Source organism: Chryseobacterium paridis (genome assembly GCF_016595215.1).
Lineage (GTDB): Bacteria > Bacteroidota > Bacteroidia > Flavobacteriales > Weeksellaceae > Chryseobacterium > Chryseobacterium paridis.
In genome coordinates this window covers 23,751-42,417 of sequence record NZ_JAENHK010000001.1, presented here as the reverse complement: position 1 = coordinate 42,417, position 18,667 = coordinate 23,751, and the positions used below count along the sequence as shown (strand labels likewise).

Annotated in this window: 19 protein-coding genes; 16 read left to right on the top strand and 3 right to left on the bottom strand. The window is 33.5% G+C overall.

Translation table 11 applies throughout. The features are described 5' to 3' along the window. Positions 1–215: 215 nt before the first annotated feature. The 10 genes from JHL15_RS00175 (at position 216) to JHL15_RS00130 (ending at position 9,974) form a co-directional block, all read left to right on the top strand. Complete coding sequence (locus JHL15_RS00175) at positions 216–3,167, top strand: SusC/RagA family TonB-linked outer membrane protein (RefSeq protein ID WP_200241323.1); 2,952 nt, start codon at positions 216–218, stop codon at positions 3,165–3,167. A gap of 10 nt (positions 3,168–3,177) precedes the next feature. Next, on the top strand, positions 3,178–4,698 hold the full coding sequence (locus JHL15_RS00170) for a RagB/SusD family nutrient uptake outer membrane protein (protein ID WP_200241321.1): 1,521 nt from the start codon (positions 3,178–3,180) through the stop codon (positions 4,696–4,698). Positions 4,699–4,805: 107 nt separating this feature from the next. Beyond that, positions 4,806–5,423: a hypothetical protein gene (locus JHL15_RS00165; RefSeq protein ID WP_200241318.1), complete on the top strand. Its 618-nt coding sequence runs from the start codon at positions 4,806–4,808 to the stop codon at positions 5,421–5,423. Positions 5,424–5,485: 62 nt separating this feature from the next. Next, positions 5,486–5,776, top strand: a complete 291-nt coding sequence (locus JHL15_RS00160) for a winged helix-turn-helix domain-containing protein (protein WP_200241316.1) — start codon at positions 5,486–5,488, stop codon at positions 5,774–5,776. Between the two features lie 71 nt (positions 5,777–5,847). Further along, a complete protein-coding gene (locus JHL15_RS00155) occupies positions 5,848–6,687 on the top strand; it encodes a metallophosphoesterase (RefSeq protein WP_200241314.1) in 840 nt (279 codons plus the stop codon). 7 nt (positions 6,688–6,694) lie between these two features. Next, positions 6,695–6,988 (top strand): hypothetical protein, encoded by a 294-nt coding sequence (locus tag JHL15_RS00150; protein WP_200241311.1) that lies wholly within the window; start codon positions 6,695–6,697, stop codon positions 6,986–6,988. A 12-nt stretch (positions 6,989–7,000) separates the two neighbouring features. Further along, positions 7,001–7,486 carry a Coq4 family protein gene (locus JHL15_RS00145; protein WP_200241309.1) on the top strand — a complete coding sequence of 162 codons (486 nt, stop codon included), beginning with the start codon at positions 7,001–7,003 and terminating at the stop codon, positions 7,484–7,486. A 7-nt stretch (positions 7,487–7,493) separates the two neighbouring features. Continuing rightward, positions 7,494–8,867, top strand: a complete 1,374-nt coding sequence (locus JHL15_RS00140; RefSeq protein WP_200241307.1) for a DUF4153 domain-containing protein — start codon at positions 7,494–7,496, stop codon at positions 8,865–8,867. Between the two features lie 5 nt (positions 8,868–8,872). Further along, the gene (locus tag JHL15_RS00135) at positions 8,873–9,412 is read left to right on the top strand and encodes a hypothetical protein (protein WP_200241306.1); all 540 of its coding nucleotides are present in this window, start codon (positions 8,873–8,875) and stop codon (positions 9,410–9,412) included. A gap of 49 nt (positions 9,413–9,461) precedes the next feature. Continuing rightward, a complete protein-coding gene (locus JHL15_RS00130; RefSeq protein WP_200241305.1) occupies positions 9,462–9,974 on the top strand; it encodes a hypothetical protein in 513 nt (170 codons plus the stop codon). Positions 9,975–10,036: 62 nt separating this feature from the next. Here the strand turns inward: JHL15_RS00130 and JHL15_RS00125 are convergent, their stop codons facing one another. The 3 genes from JHL15_RS00125 to JHL15_RS00115 form a co-directional block, all read right to left on the bottom strand. Continuing rightward, positions 10,037–11,734 (bottom strand): S8 family peptidase, encoded by a 1,698-nt coding sequence (locus JHL15_RS00125; RefSeq protein ID WP_200241304.1) that lies wholly within the window; start codon positions 11,732–11,734, stop codon positions 10,037–10,039. 85 nt (positions 11,735–11,819) lie between these two features. Further along, complete coding sequence (dtd, locus tag JHL15_RS00120; RefSeq protein WP_200241303.1) at positions 11,820–12,269, bottom strand: D-aminoacyl-tRNA deacylase; 450 nt, start codon at positions 12,267–12,269, stop codon at positions 11,820–11,822. Positions 12,270–12,272: 3 nt separating this feature from the next. Next, positions 12,273–12,725: a hypothetical protein gene (locus JHL15_RS00115; RefSeq protein WP_200241302.1), complete on the bottom strand. Its 453-nt coding sequence runs from the start codon at positions 12,723–12,725 to the stop codon at positions 12,273–12,275. A gap of 109 nt (positions 12,726–12,834) precedes the next feature. Between JHL15_RS00115 and greA the strand changes: the two genes are divergently transcribed. The 6 genes from greA (at position 12,835) to JHL15_RS00085 (ending at position 18,652) form a co-directional block, all read left to right on the top strand. After that, a complete protein-coding gene (greA, locus tag JHL15_RS00110; RefSeq protein ID WP_200241301.1) occupies positions 12,835–13,305 on the top strand; it encodes a transcription elongation factor GreA in 471 nt (156 codons plus the stop codon). A gap of 40 nt (positions 13,306–13,345) precedes the next feature. Continuing rightward, positions 13,346–13,735, top strand: coding sequence for an HIT family protein (locus JHL15_RS00105; protein WP_200241300.1), 390 nt, complete (start codon positions 13,346–13,348; stop codon positions 13,733–13,735). A gap of 66 nt (positions 13,736–13,801) precedes the next feature. Next, positions 13,802–14,989 (top strand): ATP-dependent Clp protease ATP-binding subunit ClpX, encoded by a 1,188-nt coding sequence (gene clpX, locus JHL15_RS00100; RefSeq protein WP_200241297.1) that lies wholly within the window; start codon positions 13,802–13,804, stop codon positions 14,987–14,989. 78 nt (positions 14,990–15,067) lie between these two features. Further along, entirely contained in the window at positions 15,068–17,074 is a 2,007-nt protein-coding gene (locus JHL15_RS00095; RefSeq protein WP_200241295.1) for a T9SS type A sorting domain-containing protein, read from the top strand. Positions 17,075–17,079: 5 nt separating this feature from the next. Then, positions 17,080–17,304: a signal peptidase gene (locus JHL15_RS00090; RefSeq protein WP_200241292.1), complete on the top strand. Its 225-nt coding sequence runs from the start codon at positions 17,080–17,082 to the stop codon at positions 17,302–17,304. 61 nt (positions 17,305–17,365) lie between these two features. Next, the gene (locus JHL15_RS00085; RefSeq protein WP_200241289.1) at positions 17,366–18,652 is read left to right on the top strand and encodes a TlpA family protein disulfide reductase; all 1,287 of its coding nucleotides are present in this window, start codon (positions 17,366–17,368) and stop codon (positions 18,650–18,652) included. Positions 18,653–18,667: the final 15 nt, after the last annotated feature.

The window sequence follows — 18,667 nt, the reverse complement described above, 5'->3', positions numbered from 1 at the left end:
GTTGATGAGAATCAGCGGTTTTTTTGTGCATAAAACTTAAAAAACTAACGTCAGTTAGTTTTGTGATATTGAACTATTAATATTATTGCTTAATGGTTATTTATGTTTTGTTAATTAAGTCTTTAAAATGTAATATATTTATAAATTTAACTAAAATTTGTATATATTAATATTTATTATCATATTTACCAGCTTAATGTTAAAAATATGTTAATATGAAATTAAAATTGTCTTTAATGACTACGGCTGTTTTATTTTTTGTCGGAGGACAGTTGGTTGAAGCTCAGAAAGTCTCAACCGATACGCTTCCAAAAGAACAGAAAATTGAAGAAGTTATCGTTGTAGCTTATGGTAGTCAGAAAAAAGAAACCTTGGTTGGTTCCAATACGGAAGTTAAAGCGAAACAATTTGCAGATCGTCCAATCTCAAATATTGGACAGGCAATTGACGGAGCAAGTCCGGGAGTAAAGGTAAGTACTAGTACCGGACAGCCAGGTAGTGCGCCTAGTATACAAATTAGAGGGATCGGATCCTACAATATTTCAACATCTCCTTTGTATGTAGTGGATGGGGTGATATATACAGGATCTCTTTCAGCTTTAAACCCGAATGATATTGCTTCTTTTAATATTCTAAAAGATGCTGCATCAACGTCTTTGTATGGCTCTGCTGCTGCCAATGGTGTCATATTGATTACAACAAAATCAGGAAGGAAGGGATCGGATGTATTGAATTTCAATATGAGTACAGGATATGTGGGTAGATCAATTCCAGAATACGACAGAGTGAATGCACGTCAATATTATCCACTTATTTGGGAGGCTATAAGAAACGGACGCTTAACATCTGTTCCCGGTACTACTGTTACTGCAGCTAATGCCTATGCTACAGCAAATTTGATTTCAGGAGTATTAAAAACAAACGTCTTTAATGTACCGGATAATCAGTTGGTAATTGATGGTATTTTAAATCCTGATGCACAATTAAGATATACTGACCTGGATTGGCAAAAACCATTGGTGAAGACCGGATTTAGACAAAATTATGAGTTAAATTTTAGCGGTGGGACTAATAAAACGACTTATTTTTCTTCTGTAAGTTATACCAACGAGACAGGGTATATAATAAAATCTGATTTCGAAAGATTTACAGCAAGATTAAAAGTAGATTCTCAAATTAAAAACTGGCTTAAAGTAGGGACAAGTATTACTGGAGTTTCTTCTTATGGTAATAATTCTGTTGATGGAGCAGATAGCAATTCTTCATATATCAATCCATACAGATGGACAAGGTTTATTGGTCCTATTTACAGTCCCTATGCACATGATCCTACAACATTTGCTACGCTCTATGACAGTTCTGGAAATGTTATTTACGATGCAGGTAGTGGCAGGGGTGCTGATGCAGCCGCAGGAAGAAATGTAATTCAGGAAACTCTTTTAAATAAAGATATATCAAAAAATTTCTATATCATTTCAAGAGCTTATGCCGAAATTAAAGTTGATCAGTATTTGACATTATCAACAAATGTAGGTTATGATATTAGAAATAATAGAAGAAGCACTTATGGAAACAGAATAATTGGAGATGCTGCGCCAGCTGGATCGGCGACTAAAACAGCTATTACTGAGCAAACACTTACTTTTAATCAGCTATTGAATTACAAAAGAAAATTTGGTGAGCACAATTTTGAATTTCTATTGGGTCATGAAAATTACAAATTTCAGTACGAATATTTGTACGGCTACAAGCAAGGGCAGGTGGTTGACAATAATGACGACCTGATTAATTTTGTAACCATAAGATCTCTACCATCACAAACTGATAATTATAGAAAAGAGAGTGTTTTTTCAAGAATCAATTATGATTTCAATTCTAAATATTTATTGTCTGGATCTATCCGATGGGATGCTTCATCAAGATTTAAAGAAGATGTAAGATGGCATTCATTTTGGTCTGCCGGTGCAGGATGGAGAATAAAAGGAGAGGATTTCCTTAAAGATTCTAAAACGATCAATGAGCTAAAAATTCGCGGTTCATATGGCGAGGTAGGGAATGATAATACAAATAGTTATTATATGTATCAAAGTACTTATGATCTGGGATATAATAACGCTCAGGAGCCTGGAATTTTGTTTGGTTATCTTGCTGATCCTAGTATTACCTGGGAATCCAACAAGCAAACAGATGTCGGAATTGATTTTGGTTTCCTTAATAATAGAATTACTGGTTCTGTGGAATATTATAATAGAATTACTGATGACTTAATTTTTCAGGTTCCTTTGCCTGTTTCTTCTGGGGTACCTAATAACTATGTGTACAAAAATGTGGGTACAATGTATAACAGAGGTTTTGAATTCAGTTTAAGTGCAGATGTTCTCAAAACTCAAAATATTACCTGGAATATCAATGCAAATGCTTCTACATTAAAAAATAAGGTTACAAAATTATCAGATGGTATTAATGAAATCATTAATGGAACGAAGAAAATTTCTGTTGGACACTCTGTATATGATTATTGGTTAAGACAATGGTACGGTGTTGATGCAGCAGATGGATCTCCTTTATTTTTGGTAGCAGATGATTATGCTGGGACAACGGCTTCGGATATAAGAACTGTGAACGGAACTTTAGTAACTACAAATTTTAATAAAGCTAAATATGATTATTCCGGAACTGCTATTCCTGATTTATTTGGAAGCTTTGGAACATCTTTCAGCTATAAAAACTGGTCTTTATCAGCTATGTTCACCTATCAGCTGGGGGGAATGACCTATGATTCAAACTATGCTTCTTTAATGTCAAGTTATTCGCAAGGGGGAGCATTAAGTACAGATATATTGAATAGATGGACTACTCCAGGTCAGATTACAGATGTTCCTGCACTAAACTCTGCTACCTACAATAGCTCTAATGCAGGTTCAAGCAGATGGTTGGTGAAATCAGACTTTCTTTCTTTCAGGCAGGCGACAATTGGATATTCTTTCAATACCAGTGATATCTCACAACTTGGTCTAACCTCTCTAAGAATTTTAGTGTCTGGAGAAAATCTATGGAGTAAAACTGCAAGAAAAGGTCTGGAGCCTGTACAAACTTTTAGTGGTACAACTTCAAACAGATACACTCCAGCCAGAATTATCACTATTGGTTTTAATCTATCATTTTAAAAAAAGTAATATGAAAAATATAATAAAACAGAATAAAAAATTAGCGTTATTACTATCAGCTGTAACCATCTTATCATTAAGTTCTTGTAAAACAGATTATCTTGAAACGGATCCGACAACGGCTGTTTCTGAGTCAGCAGCATATGCCAGTGCGGCAAATCTTATGGCAATTGTTAATGGTATGCACAGAGATATGTACTCAAGACAAAATAATAACAATAATAGTCAGGGGCAAAATGGACAAGGTGGTATAATGATCATGATGGATGCAGTAGGGGAAGACTTGGTTTTCCCTTCTACCGGTAATAATTGGTATGTTTCTGTAGTGAGATGGCAGGATCAGGTAAACGTAAGTAGTGATTATAGCTTTTATCCTTACCAATTCTATTACGCCTTGATTAGAAATGCTAACCTGGTCATTGCGAATGGGCCTAAAGTTCCCGTACTTTCTTCATCAGATGAAACAACAATTAAATTAGCAATTGGAGAGGCTCATGCTTTTAGAGCATTTTGTTATTATATGCTGGTTCAGATTTATGGAAAAAGATATGTTCCGAATACTGTAAATAGCCAATTAGGTATTCCTTTGAGGCTAGTTGCGGATGAGGCTCCCATGGCCAGGAATACTGTTGAAGAGATTTACGCACAAATAAATACTGATTTAAATGAAGCCTTAACTAGACTTAGCGGAAGCCCTCGAGCTAATAAATCTCACTTTAATCAAAATGTAGTGCTAGGGCTTAGAGCAAGAGTTGCTTTAACACAGGGGAACTATTCTGTTGCTGCTGCTTCAGCAAAATTAGCAAGATCAGGATTTCCTTTAATGAACAATGCCACTTATACTTCTGGTTTCAATAATCTGGAAAGTAATGGTGAGTGGATGTGGGGCTCAACAATTGTTTCAGATCAAGGAGACTCATTCTCAAATTTTGGAGCATACATGTCCAGGAATTTTAATTCTACAAATATCCGCCAGGCACCCAAAGCGATGAGTTCCAAACTTTTCGGAATGTTTCCCAAAACTGATATTAGAAGAAAAGTCGTTGATTCTACAGGAAAACACGTGGATCTTAATTTGCCATCCACGTATTCGAAGTTTCCTTATACAAGTCAAAAGTTTTTATCATTTAGTGCCTCAGACAGTCGTGTAGATGTGCCTTATATGAGAGCTGCAGAAATGTATTTGATAGAAGCTGAGGCTTTAGCAAGATTAAATAAAGAAACTGAATCGAAAGTTGTATTTAATGAATTTGAAAAAAATAGAGATGAACCGTATTTGGGAGCTGTCACTACAGGAGCTGCGTATATTAATGAAATTCTTAATAGCAGAAGAATTGAATTATGGGGAGAAGGTTTTAGATTTCTCGATCTTAAGAGGTTGAATCAAGGTTTAGACAGAACAGGAGCCAACCATTCCTCTGTAGTGGTGAACAATTTATTTACAGTACCTAATACAGATAAGCGCTGGGAATTTGTAATTCCATTGAAGGAAATTAATGCTAATCCATTAGTGGTTCAAAATCCATTATAATTTAATGAGTTTATATTTAAGATGATCCTGCCAAAAGGCAGGATTTTTTTTAAAAATATTTTGGAGATTCAAAAAAAGATTTAACTTTGTATTTCAAAGTTCTTTATATGGATTCAAAAAATTATCAAGAAGACCTATCTCATATCCGCTCTATGATGGAGCGATCTTCAAGATTTATTTCATTGAGCGGATTATCTGGTGTCTTTGCCGGTCTTGCTGCAATTGCAGGAGCTGTATACGTCTATTTTGTTTTTCAAAGAGAAGGGATTGACTATTTTGATGGAGACCGCAATATTTATAGTCCGGCATTAGTTAGAGAATTGATGATCATTGGAACTTTAATTTTGTTTGTTGCAGTGTTAAGCGGATATTTTTTCACTGCAAATAAAAGTAAGAAGAAAGGGTTGAAAATCTGGGATGCTACCACAAAGCGTCTTTTATTAACATTTTCTGTTCCTTTAATAACCGGAGGAGTTGTATGTCTTGGTCTTTTACACCATCATCTATTTCCATTAATTGCCCCTGCTACTTTGATTTTCTATGGTTTAGCATTGGTGAACGCTGAAAGATACACGTTGACAGATGTGAAGTATCTGGGATATTGCCAAATTATATTAGGACTCCTTTCATTATTTTTTTTAGGATGGGGATTAATTGCCTGGACCATTGGATTTGGCGTTTTGCATATTGTGTATGGATTGATTATGCATAAAAAGTATAAATAAATATATAAATTTTCGATTTGAAGAACTAAATCCTGCTACTCAACACCTGCTACCTTTACATTATGATTAAAATAAATCAACTCAATAAAGAATTTGAAAGTCGTGTAAGATTAGGCATTATGTCTGTTCTTATGGTAAACGACTGGGTTGATTTCTCTGAAATGAAGGCCTTGCTGGAGATCACAGACGGGAATTTGGCCAGCCATAGTAATGCATTAGAAAAAGCGGGTTATATAGAAGTAAAAAAAGAATTTGTTGGGAAAAAGCCAAAGACGTCTTATAGGGTAACACAAAACGGAAGGCAGGCTTTTACAGAGCATTTAGATGCTTTAGAAAAATTAATAGGTAGATAAAAGCTATATTTTTTTGCAAATATACTTTGTATTTCAAAGTTCTTTGTTTTAGTGAAATTATAAGAAGATCAATGACAAGAAAAACATTTTTAAAAAGAATCTTTCAGCTTTCCTTAGTAGGAGCTTTTCCAGCATTATATTCCTGGCAGGTAGAACCCTTTTGGGTTGAATTTGTTGAAAGGAAACTTCATATTAAAAATTTATCCGATGATCTTGACGGTAAAATTTTAATGCAGATTTCAGATTTACATGTAGGAGACCGTTTTGATTGGAACTTTTTGATTGAATCATTCGAAAAGGCGCAACAGTTTAAGCCTGATTTTGTTGTTTACACTGGGGATTTTGTCAATCGGGGAAATGCTCAGGAACAAAATGATTTAAGAACAGTAATGGAAAAAGCTGTTTATGGTCAATTGGGAACTTTTGGAATTTTAGGAAATCATGATTATGGACTTGATGGAAAAGATATTGGGCTTTCCCGGAATATTTGTGGAATATTAAATGACTTTGGAGTTGAAATGCTTAATAATGAACAGCAAGAAAAACAAGGCCTTAATTTTATTGGTTTTGAGGACTTATATTCATCCAATTTCGATCCAATGCAAGTAATGAAAGACTATGATCCCTCAAAAGCTAATCTGGTACTTTGCCACAATCCGGATGCTTGCGATAAAGATGTCTGGAATGGTTATCAGGGATGGATTCTGAGTGGACATACCCATGGGGGACAGTGTCGGATTCCTGGAGTGATCACTCCAATACTGCCTGTTAAAAACAAGAAATATGTATCTGGGGAAATTGATCTGAAGGATGGGAGAATGCTCTATATCAACCGGGCGATTGGACATTCCTATCAGGTTCGCTTTATGGTTCGCCCGGAAATTACAGTTTTCACTTTAAAGCAAGCATAAAATAAATATGAATAACAAGCAAATTTTAAACATTGGAAAATACGTGTTCGCATCTTCATTTTTACTAGGGAATATATGTCTTTTCGGATACTGGAGCACCAAACTTGCCTTATTTGCAATGAGTGGCTTTTTATTGCTCATTGTTGGATCTGTTTTTAATCTTTTAGTGATATCAGGTTTGTTAATTTATGGCTTTGTCAATACGTCTAAACTTAATACTTGCTTACAAGCAACAAGTATTCTTCTGGCTAATATTCCTATTGCTATTCTTTATGCACTCATTGGATTACATATTATTTAAAATAATCAAACTATGAAAAAATTACGTGTTCGCTTTCTCCTTTTTGTATACGACAAAACTCAAAAACTATACAGAAAGTACTTTAAGAAAAAGAAAAGACAATGGCAGTTCAATGAACAGCAATTGCTCAGTTTCAATGAAGATACTTTAGGCAGGAAGTTAGGAGAATTTTATAAGCGTCATGGATTCACAATGATTCCAAAGATGGAAAATCATGACGTCCATCACCTTATTACCGGGTGCGGAACCAACTTCGAAGATGAAATTGCCATGCAATATTTACTTCTTGGAAATGGAAAGCTCAATGCACACCTTTTGGCTGCAGTTGTATTGGGAACATTGATCTTACCTGAGTATTCTAAAATGTATGCTAAAGCATTTCAAAAAGGGAAAAATATGAGACCATTTCACCAATGGGATTTTGAAGGCTTACTATGGCAGAATTTCGAAAATCTAAAAGATTTTATTCAACAAAAAAATATAATAACATATTATTAAATTCATCATGAAAACACATCATTATATATTTCTTACAACCGCTTTATTTGTCTTTTTGTTTTACAATGAAAACGTAGGATTGAATCTTGGAATTCTGGGAATTATTTATGCTATACTTACTGGCTACAAAACTCCTGAGAAAAATAGGACCAAAACTTTTCTGATTCTTTTCATAACCAGTATTCTTTCCAGTATTGCCTTTGCATGGTATGGAGACTTTCCTTCATTTCTAGCGGTTGTAAGTTCACTTTTATTATTGTCGTATAGATCAAAAAATAGGAAAATGAAAATACTTTTGCTTATTCCTGTTTTTGTAGTCAATTGCTTTACTTTTTTATGCCGCTTTTTTAGTTTCGATGGGTGGCTTCCCAAAAGAAATATATCAGGTCTGGGGCAAAAGCTCTTTGCATTTATTCTAATCCCTTTAGTATTAGTTGCTGTTTTCTTTGGAATCTATTCTGTTGGAAGTGCCCACTTTGCGAAACTATTTGCCAATATTGAAATAGATTTCAATTTCTGGCAACTCTTCTGTATTAGTGTCTTGGGAATGTTTATAGCATTTAATTATTGGAACTATACCGTAGAGAAACTTATTTATAAGCAAAATCACATTTTAAATGATACTTTTCATGATAAAGAAAAAATGATAAAGTCAAGTTATTCTTTTCTGGATCTTGATACGGAGAGAATGAGCGGAGTGATTTCCTTTTTCTTACTCAATATATTGTTGATCTTTTTTATCTTTTCCTATAATTATGAACAGTTCTATGAAACATCGAAGACTCCCAATCAATTATCAGAAGAGACTCATGAGAGGGTAAACGCAGTGATCATGTCAATTATTATGGCTATTCTGGTTATTATGTTTTATTTTAAATCAAGCTTCAACTTTGATCCAAAAGCAGGGTTAATGAAAACTCTGGCTAAGATCTGGATATTTTTTAATGCAATATTGATTGTTTCTGCGATGATAAAAAATTCCGAATATATCATCAATTATGGTTTTACCTATAAGCGATTGGGAGTGTATGCTTTCTTGATTTTATCATTGATAGGATTAATAATGACGTTTATTAAAATTCAGTACAAAAAAAGAAATGCATTCCTGTTCAATACCATGACCTGGTATTTTTATGGAACAATTTTGGCTTGTAGTTATATCAATTGGGGTGGATTTATAACTTCCCAGAACATGAAACGAAATGATTTTGTAATCAATTATCATTTGACAGCTATTAATTTCAGTGAGAAAGAAATGCTGGAATTTGCAGAGAAAAAGAATGATATAAAATTAAAAAAACAAATTATAAATAAAGTTAGAAAAGAGAAATCACCAACTCTCCTTTCAAAGATTCTTTATTATGAAACATTAAAAGAATAATTATTATGAAAAAGTCCTTATTGCTGATCCCATTAATTATGATCTCTTGTAAGAAAGAAGCTACATTAAACGAAACTACCAACAAAGATTCGGTTATGGCTACGGAGCAGCCCCATCAGGAATCATCAGTGGATTCCGTTGCTTTAAGAAAAAAAGATTCTATTATTAATAATTCTCCGGTTACAAAGCATGTCTTAAAAAAAGGCGTCATGCGAAGTGAGAAAGATGGCCAGATTATAAGGACTGCGGATGCTTCACAACTTCCATTTACGGTGGGAGAGCAATTTACTAAAGAAGGGCAGGAGCTCATTCTAAAAATTACAAATTACAATAAAAGTGATCTTAAAGCTGCTATTACCACCAAAGAAAAAGACTTTAATATTAGATTTAATCAGATCAAATTACCAAATGGTGACTACGATGGACCTTTTGGAAGAGATATTTTTTATCAGATTGCAGGGAAAGGAGAAGTTTGGTTAATTATAGGAAAAAGTAATATGGCTTCAGGAAATACAAAAGGAAGTTTTTCAGTAACTGTAGAGTAGTCTTTGGTATAATTTCTGTAAGATAATTTGAGTATTAAGATTTACAATTATGAAAAATATATTTTTGACAGCAATAGTAGCTTCAGCTGCTCTTGTTAGTTGCGGAACAGTGCAATCATTGGTTCAAAATACATTTCCCTATACAGCTAATGTTTTAGTGTCTACAGGAGTGCCTGCTGATAAAGAAGTTTCTTCTACTGCTACAGCTTCTAATGTACAGACCTGGTTTGGAGGAAATAACAACGCAAAAATAAAAGATGTAAGATTAGCAGATGCGAAAATATCTGTGGTTTCTCCTTCGGATGGAAATTTAAGTGCCTTAAAAAATATTAAAGTATATATTTCTTCAGCAGGAACAGGTGAAAGACTGGTTGCTTCCCGTTCCAATATTTCTTCAAACAGTTCCAGTCTGAATCTGGATTTAAATAATAACGGATTTTTAGATGAAGTGGTAAAGAGTAATGGGGTAACTGTAAGAACAGTTTATGAATTGAAAAACCAGACAAGTTCAGATATGAACTTAAAAGTAGCGCTTAATTTTAGCAGTATTCCTGCAAAATAGTTTTTATAAAAGTTTATAAGAAAACGTCTTTCAAATTTTTGAAAGACGTTTTTTTTATTTAATTATTGTTTAATAAATTTTTCTACAACTCTTCTTTCACCATCTGTTGCATTGATAAGATAGTTTCCTTTTGGTAAATTCGAAACATCTAACTTTTTATCAGTTGAGGTTATTCCTTTTAAAATCAACTGACCCGTCATTGTAAAAATTTCAAAATTAATATCTTTATTTTCAGAATTTCGAACTGAAATATAATTCGATGCCGGATTAGGGTATACTTCTATTTTTAATGGAGCTAAACTTAAAGCCTTATCAGAAATAGAAGGAGCAGTTTTATTATTTTCTAAATATTGTATCGCGGCTTTAATATTAGGGAGAGGCCCAATTTTTGTTGATAAATCTCCCCCTTGAGGAATTCCTGTGTTGATTAATAAAGTTCTCATTTTTGCGGAGGTAAGATATTGCCCCGTTTGTTGAAAATTAAAAGACTGTATCAATATTGCAGCAGATGCCACTATGGGTGTAGCTGAACTTGTTCCATTGAATAAGTTATAGGTTCTGTTATTGTCATTATCATATTTGGCCCAATCACCATAACCTGCTGCTAATACATTTTGCCCCCAACCTTGTACATCTACTCTCGAACCATAAGTACTGAAACTTAATTTTGAATGTTGGGTAGTATTTGATCCTGCCCCAACAACAATAGCTCCGCTATTCCCTCTTGCTCTGTAAGCTGAATAAAATGAAGCATCTAAATTTTCATTCCCATTTCCAGCAGCTGCTATGATTATGATTCCTGAATCTGTTGCAGCCTTTGTTAGATCCCAGATAAGATTATCATATTCAGCAAGAACGTAATTAGAATTCTGTCCTCCTGTTTGCATTTCATATAGGATGATATCACCTGCATGAGACGCATTTATGGATCTGGAAACCGCAGCAACCCTATTGTATGAACTTGTCGTCCATTCCAGAAAACCTTTCATTTCTGTTGCATTATATGCTGTTCCTGAAAGCCCTATATTATCTTTTGCTGAACCAAGAATGCTCATTACAGCAGTTCCATGGTCAAGGAAGTTATAATATGAACTGTTTGGATTCGTTAATGATGAATTTGGTGAAACTCCTGATTCAAATTGTATAGCACTTCTACTAACAAGCATTTCATGAGACTTATGAAAACCATATTCTACATCACGAACCCTTACATTTTGACCAGTAATTCCCCTTGACCATGCATAATTTACATTGATCCCTGGATCAGCTAATAAATAAGTTTGAGAGGCTTCCAAATTTGGAGTAGCAACAAACGTATTAATAAATGGAGGGGTAATAGGTTCATTGCTTTGGATCGAAACATATTCGACTTCAGTAAATTTTTCTAGGCCTTGGGCAAGTTTTATGATATCCTCGTTTTCTTTCGTAGGTGTCTCAATTTTATAAATTCGTTTTAATTTTTCAATTGACTCTCCCGTTTGTTTGTTCTTTTTACTGGCTTCAATCATTTCGTTCAGTTTCCTGTCATCGAACCCAAGATCATTGACAAATGATAAATCATTCTTTTTAACGAATTCCTTAAGTGAAGGATTCTTATCCAGAACATAGGGAATAAGGTCATGTGAACCAGCTGCCTTAGAAAAAGAAACATAGAGAGAATGAGATCTCGAATTTTGTTGGAGTTGAAATTGCCCCTTTCTGCTTTGTCCAAAGGATATAGCAAAACAGAAAATCAATAGAATAAAGATTTTTCTTTTCATGTTATTAAAATTTCAACATTTGGTGAAATAAAATTATTGAATTATATTGATATTTTAATAATGATTTTAATGAAATGTTAAGAATTTATGATTTTGTTCTACTATCCATTACAATTGTGACAGGGCCATCATTGATTAGAGAGACTTTCATATCAGCACCAAAAATTCCACTCTCTGTCTTTAATCCTGATTTTGCAATTTCTTCTTTAAAATAATCAAAAAGAGGAACAGCTTTATCAGGTTTTGCTGCCTTTATGAATGAGGGACGGTTCCCTTTTTTATATTCAGCAATCAGCGTAAATTGGCTGATGCAAAGTATTTCCCCTGTAATATCTTTTATAGAAAGATTTAGTTTTTCTTCAGAGTCTGCAAAAATTCTAAGATTTAATATCTTTTGTACAAGCCATTCTGCATCTGCTTTTTCGTCATTTTCATCAATTCCAATAAGAAGCATGAAGCCATTATTTATTTCTCCAACAATCTTTCCATCTACTTTTACATGAGCTCCAGAAACTCTTTGTACGACAACCTTCATGATCTAATAATAAATATTTAAAATTCTGCTTGATGAATTGTAATTATAAGGATATGTTTTTGGCGGAAGGTTTGTACCGGATGATGGTTGGCCGGTAAGTAAAAACCATTTTGCATTATCTTTTGGACATATGATACTAATGTTATCTTTTACTTCAAGTGTTGTATCATTATCTGGACAAATATGAGGAGCATTCCTGTCGTATACCATAAATTGAGCATCAGATCTCCTAACAACAATTAGACCTCTGGTTCCGGATTGCTGTTCATCTACATAGATCCACCCTCCAACATAGTTTAAATTATTATAAGCCGCTAGATTAAGGTTTAAAGTTACGTTAATTGGAGTATTAGGAAAGCAGCTTACAGTATCTTCTCTGCTTCCACAAGAATTGATAGTTAAATAACTGATTGTCAGTAGTGTAAAAAAGAATAATATTGAAAAAGTTTTTTTCATTTCAATTTAAATTTTTATATATTTGTAAAAATTAAACGATTACAACACGAAAACATTGTCCGACAAATGTCGGATTATTTTTTTATACTAAAACTAAATTTTGAAAATTATGGCAAGCTATGTTACAAAGGAGGGGTTAGATAAAATGAAAGCTGAGCTGGAACAGTTAGAAACTGTAGAAAGACCTAAAATTACTCAGCAGATAGCAGAAGCAAGAGACAAAGGTGATTTGTCTGAAAATGCAGAATATGATGCAGCGAAGGAAGCGCAGGGAATGCTTGAAATGAGAATTTCTAAACTAAAGGATGTTATTTCTGGTTCTAAAATTATAGATGAAAGTCAACTAGATACTTCAAAAGTTTCCATTTTAACGACTGTGAAACTAAAAAATAATGCTACTCAACAGCAGCAGGTATTTACTTTGGTGCCAGATAATGAAAGCGATTTGAAAAGTGGTAAAATTTCTGTTAATACACCTATTGCAAAAGGTTTATTAGGCAAGGTTGTTGGAGAAACTGCTGAGATCGTCCTACCAAATGGAAATAAACTTTCTTTTGAAGTACTGGAAATTACTTTATAATCCAATTAATATTTAACTTCTAGAAATATAATCAGGTAATATGAGTACAATATTCACAAAAATCATTAATGGAGAAATTCCTTCTTATAAGATTGCGGAAGATGAAAACTTTATTGCATTTTTAGATGCAATGCCTTTGGTGAAAGGACATACTCTGGTAGTTCCTAAAAAAGAAGTTGATCTGATTTTTGATCTGGAAAGTGAAGAATATAAAAATCTTTGGGGATTTTCTCAAAAGGTGGCGAAACAGATAAAAAATGCAATTCCTTGTGTAAGAGTGGGTGTTGCAGTAGTAGGACTAGAAGTTCCGCACGCGCATATTCATTTGATACCACTCAATAAAGTGGAGGATATGAACTTCCGAAATGAGCGATTGAAATTAACAGACGAAGAGTATATCGAGATTCGAGACTCAATTACTAATTACTAAAAATAAAAGATCGTAAAAAAGAAATTTTTTACGATTTTCTTTAACACATATATATTATATAATAATATGAATTCAAACCAATGTTCTTTTTGTGGCAGAAAAAGAAATGAAGTACAAATGCTTATTTCTGGTCAGAATGGCTTTATTTGTGAAAATTGTATAGAGCAGGCACATTCCATTGTTAAAGACAGTGCTAATAAAACCGAATTTTCACCTGCAGAAAATATAGATACTCTTAAGAAACCAAAAGAAATTAAAGAATTTCTTAATCAATATGTAATTGGTCAGGATCAGGCAAAAAAACAACTTGCAATTGCTGTTTACAACCATTATAAAAGATTACTCCACGCTCAGGAAGAAAATCGTGAAGTGGAGCTGGAAAAATCGAATATCATCATGATTGGTGAAACCGGAACTGGAAAAACATTATTGGCAAAAACAATAGCAAGAGAATTGAATGTTCCTTTCTGTATAGTTGATGCTACGATATTAACTGAAGCCGGATATGTAGGGGAAGATGTAGAAAGTATCTTGTCAAGACTTCTAATGGTAGCTGACTATGATGTGGAGAAAGCGGAAAAAGGAATTGTATTTATTGATGAAATAGATAAAATTGCCAGAAAATCAGATAATCCAAGTATTACAAGAGATGTTTCCGGAGAAGGTGTTCAACAGGGTTTACTTAAGTTATTAGAAGGAAGTATTGTAAATGTTCCACCTCAGGGAGGAAGAAAACACCCTGATCAGAAATATATCCAGGTAAATACACAAAATATATTATTTATAGCCGGAGGTGCTTTCGATGGTATCAAAGAAATTATCGAAAGAAGAATGAACAAACAAGCAATTGGCTTCAGTTCAGAAAAAATAAATAATGTAGATGAAGATGAGTATGTATTAACAAATATTAATGCAATTGACCTTCGTTCTTTCGGATTAATTCCCGAACTTTTGGGAAGATTTCCAATCATTACTTACCTTGAAAAATTGACCAAAGAAACTATGGTGCGTATAATGAAGGAACCAAAAAATTCAATCGTAAACCAATTTATAGAGCTCTTTAAGATGGATGGCACGGAATTGGTATTTACGGATGGTGCTATTGAAAAAATTGTTGATGAAACTCTTGATAAAGGGTTGGGAGCCAGAGGGCTTAGAGGAACAACCGAAAAAGTCTTGGAAGATCATATGTTTGCGATAGGCGAAGAGAAAAAAATAGTATTAACGGAAGATAATATTATTGTTAATAAATAAAAATAATTTTTTTATTATGAAAAAAATCATACCTTTGCGGGTGAGATTGTATTATAACACACACAAATAATTTATACAATGAGAAAAAGTTTATTTGCTATAGGTCTTTTAGCAATTGGTTATTCTGTTCAGGCGCAGATATTATGTCACGTAGACACTAATGCTAATATGTATGTAAGTAAGGGCACGCTAGTTTATAGTGGTGGAGGTTTACAAATGAAAGCCAATGGTACTATTGAAAACCATGGTAATTTTATGGTTTCAGGTACAAGTACTGATCTTGTTAAAACAATTGATGCTTCCAACGCTAATAAAACAGAAGCTAACGGAGGTGGAAATTTTATTAACAAGCTTAATGAGCCTACTGCTTATGCATCTGTAAATACCAATAGTTCTACGGCTACTCCCGTTTATACATACGGGCAATTATTTATTACTGGTATTCCTCAAGCGAACATTACTGGAATTGTAGATCAAGAATTCAGACAAGTTCGTCAGGGTGATTATCAACAAATTGGTATGCCGTTCTATTTTAAAACTCCAGCTACTTTAAATGCTGAATTTGGTAAAACATTTACCACAGTAAGGAAATCAAAGAATGATGTTCTATATTGGAATAACACTACAGTACAGTTTGTTCATTTGTCACCAATCAATGGTATTTACAAGTTCGGTGATGCTGCACCTACCTATGCTTATTGGGCATTAGGTGGAGCGGGCTTAGATGTTAGTTCTACTACTCGTACAGTAAAAGGACGACCTGTGAGTGATGTAAGTGGAGCAGATGTTTTTGGAACTAGTCTTACACTACAAAATGCAGGCGCGGGAATCAACTTTGGGGCAGGTGGAAATAATCTAAATGCATATAGAGAAAAATACAATACCTATGCATATGACCCATTCGAAATTCCTTCAGGTGGAGCGTTGTGGACAGGTAATTATGCTAGAAACATGTATCAATTTGGTAATCCATTCCTAACCAACCTTGACTTATCAAAAATTGCATATAACGAACCTGCTGCTAATGGCGACGGAGTAAATCTTAGTAATATATATGGTGTAGTACTTGATGTATCTGGGGTTGTAAATAATCAAGGTGGAACAACTACTGGTGGTTATAAATCGGTTACATTTAATGCGGGCGTTCCAACAGGGGATGTTGATTATTTGATGATTAGACCATTTGGAACTTTTACGATTAAGCTTAATAACAATAATAATACGGATGTTCTAAACTTTGGAAACCTTAGGAGGTTTAATTACTATAGCAGAGCGGCGAATACTGATTATAATGTTAATGCAAGCAGAAGTGCTGCAGGTAGCACGAGTCAAGGCACTGTAAAGCAATTAGGAATTATTGCTCTTGATGCTAATGGTGTAGAAATTGGTAAAACTTATTATGTGGTTTATCCAAATGCAACTACTGGACATTCAGCAGCTGCTAAAACACAATATGCTGCATCAACAGCAGATGTTGTGGGTACTTTTGAAGAAAATACGACTGGAGGATATGATAATGATTATACTTCAAAGTATTGGTTACATATCAATGAAGCTAATGAAAATGATTTTAAAGGAAAAAGTGTAATGTTAGCAACTTACAGTTCTGATATAAAATCTTTTAAATTTGAAATTAGAGAGAATGCTGAATTGGTAAGTAAAGGAACACACCAATTATCTTCTGGTACAGGTTTCTATTACAAAGCTCCAAACGGAACAGTAACTGAAGCAAAACAAGGAGATGTAATTCCTGCTAAGGGAACTGAATACAGTTTATATTATGGTGCACCTGATGCATCAACAGCAAGAAATCTTGCAATGGATGGGGCAGGGGTGAAGCCTTCATCAAGAACTAAAGTAGTTTATAACCCGGATATTACAAATTATATTGTAAGATTTGATCCGGATTGGAAGAAAGCAGATATAGAAGTTTATGATATGAGTGGTAAACTAGTAATCTCTAAAAAAGCAGTAAATACTTCTGCAGATTTTGTAATTGAATTAAATAATTCTATTAAAAACTCTTATGTAGTAAAAATTGTTTCAGATAAGGGAGAAACTGTTAACACTAAAATCTTAAAATAAAATATATGAAAGCTTTAAATAAACTATTATATAGTCTTTTTCTTTTTGTTTTTTGTGTATTGAATGCACAAGGAACGGGCCCTGGAGGACAACCTCCTGAGCCAGGTGGACCACCTACTGGTCCTGGTGGAGATTCAGTGCCAATTGATATGTATATTTATTTACTATCAATAGTCGCGGTAGCATTTATTGTATTTTATACAAAAAAATACAAAAGTCAAAAAATATAAAAATTTTATTAAAATATGTAAAACTCTCTGATTAATCAGGGAGTTTTTTTATTTTTACATTATGAAAAAGATATTTGTATTATCAGCAGTTTTATCTGCATTTTCTTTACAGGCGCAATTTACAATTACAGTTCAGGCTCCAGCTGATTTTAAAGATCAAGATGCAATTCTATATACATTAAACGGTTCTAAGGATATTATTTTCACGAAAGAACAAAGTAAAAATAATATATGGACTTTTAAATATCCTCAAAACTATGTGGGGATGATGAAAATGTACTTTCCTTCTACCAATAATACATTCAATTTTATTTCCGAAAATAAAAATGTAAGCATTAGGCTAGATACGCAAGGTAATAAGATCAAAGATGTTATTTACCAGGATGAGGCTAATAATTTGATGAGCAAGCAGCAGGAGGGTTCTCAAAAGAAGGAACTTATTTTGCCAGCATTAACTCAAATCAAGGAGTATTATAAAGATAATACTGATTTTGGCAAAGCATTGAAAACTGAAATTAGTAGACTTTCTGGAGGTGGTAATGAAATAAACCAAACTGATCATCCATTTATTTATTATTATAATACCAATTATAGTAAGTTTTTAAGTGCAGATCCTTCTAAAAAAGTTTCTCAGGATGAGATCATTAATTTTATTGATAAATCCAATGACATGCTTGAAAGCTCATCTTTATTGAGACCATTATTGGTGGCTTATCTTAATTCAGGAGGTAATACAAATGTTGCTGGTTCTGTGGATAAATTGTTGGATCAACTTAAAGTGGAAACACCACGGGGGCAAACTGTTTTATCAGAATTGATTGATATTTTTGATGTGTATGAAATGGCAGATCTAAAGAAGAAATATCTTGATCAGGCAAAGAATCTTAAATGTACAATTAATGATAGATTAGCATCAACCCTTAAATCAAATGCTAATGTACAGATTGGAGCGGCTTTTCCTAACTATAAATTCCAGTCTGCGGTTAATACAACTGCTAAATCTATTTATGATGTAAAAGCGGATAAAAAGATTGTAATTTTCTGGTCTTCTACATGTTCTCATTGTGAGACGGAACTGCCAAAACTGTTGGAGAAATATAATGATCTAAAAGCTAAAAATGTACAAGTAATTGGACTTTCATTAGACGTGGATAAAGAATCCTATTCTAAGAGAATTACTGCATTTCCTTGGATTAATGATTCAGAGCTAAGAGGATGGAATAGCAGCTATAGCGAAACTTACAATATTCATGCAACACCTACTTATTTTATTTTAGATGCTAACAATAAGATAATCAATAAACCAGACCATGTTGCCGATGTTTTGGAGTTTTTTAAGCTAAAATAATTTTGGAGGTATAGA

Excerpts from the sequence above, each read along its gene's own strand:
- JHL15_RS00140 (WP_200241307.1), top strand. The coding sequence starts at position 7,494 with ATGAAAACACATCATTATATATTTCTTACAACCGCTTTATTTGTCTTT.
- JHL15_RS00115 (WP_200241302.1), bottom strand. The coding sequence starts at position 12,725 with ATGAAAAAAACTTTTTCAATATTATTCTTTTTTACACTACTGACAATC.
- JHL15_RS00125 (WP_200241304.1), bottom strand. The coding sequence starts at position 11,734 with ATGAAAAGAAAAATCTTTATTCTATTGATTTTCTGTTTTGCTATATCC.
- JHL15_RS00135 (WP_200241306.1), top strand. The coding sequence starts at position 8,873 with ATGAAAAAGTCCTTATTGCTGATCCCATTAATTATGATCTCTTGTAAG.
- JHL15_RS00085 (WP_200241289.1), top strand. The coding sequence starts at position 17,366 with ATGAAAAAGATATTTGTATTATCAGCAGTTTTATCTGCATTTTCTTTA.
- JHL15_RS00170 (WP_200241321.1), top strand. The coding sequence starts at position 3,178 with ATGAAAAATATAATAAAACAGAATAAAAAATTAGCGTTATTACTATCA.
- clpX (WP_200241297.1), top strand. The coding sequence starts at position 13,802 with ATGAATTCAAACCAATGTTCTTTTTGTGGCAGAAAAAGAAATGAAGTA.
- dtd (WP_200241303.1), bottom strand. The coding sequence starts at position 12,269 with ATGAAGGTTGTCGTACAAAGAGTTTCTGGAGCTCATGTAAAAGTAGAT.
- JHL15_RS00155 (WP_200241314.1), top strand. The coding sequence starts at position 5,848 with ATGACAAGAAAAACATTTTTAAAAAGAATCTTTCAGCTTTCCTTAGTA.
- JHL15_RS00160 (WP_200241316.1), top strand. The coding sequence starts at position 5,486 with ATGATTAAAATAAATCAACTCAATAAAGAATTTGAAAGTCGTGTAAGA.
- JHL15_RS00105 (WP_200241300.1), top strand. The coding sequence starts at position 13,346 with ATGAGTACAATATTCACAAAAATCATTAATGGAGAAATTCCTTCTTAT.
- JHL15_RS00090 (WP_200241292.1), top strand. The coding sequence starts at position 17,080 with ATGAAAGCTTTAAATAAACTATTATATAGTCTTTTTCTTTTTGTTTTT.
- JHL15_RS00145 (WP_200241309.1), top strand. The coding sequence starts at position 7,001 with ATGAAAAAATTACGTGTTCGCTTTCTCCTTTTTGTATACGACAAAACT.
- JHL15_RS00175 (WP_200241323.1), top strand. The coding sequence starts at position 216 with ATGAAATTAAAATTGTCTTTAATGACTACGGCTGTTTTATTTTTTGTC.
- JHL15_RS00165 (WP_200241318.1), top strand. The coding sequence starts at position 4,806 with ATGGATTCAAAAAATTATCAAGAAGACCTATCTCATATCCGCTCTATG.
- JHL15_RS00095 (WP_200241295.1), top strand. The coding sequence starts at position 15,068 with ATGAGAAAAAGTTTATTTGCTATAGGTCTTTTAGCAATTGGTTATTCT.
- JHL15_RS00130 (WP_200241305.1), top strand. The coding sequence starts at position 9,462 with ATGAAAAATATATTTTTGACAGCAATAGTAGCTTCAGCTGCTCTTGTT.
- greA (WP_200241301.1), top strand. The coding sequence starts at position 12,835 with ATGGCAAGCTATGTTACAAAGGAGGGGTTAGATAAAATGAAAGCTGAG.
- JHL15_RS00150 (WP_200241311.1), top strand. The coding sequence starts at position 6,695 with ATGAATAACAAGCAAATTTTAAACATTGGAAAATACGTGTTCGCATCT.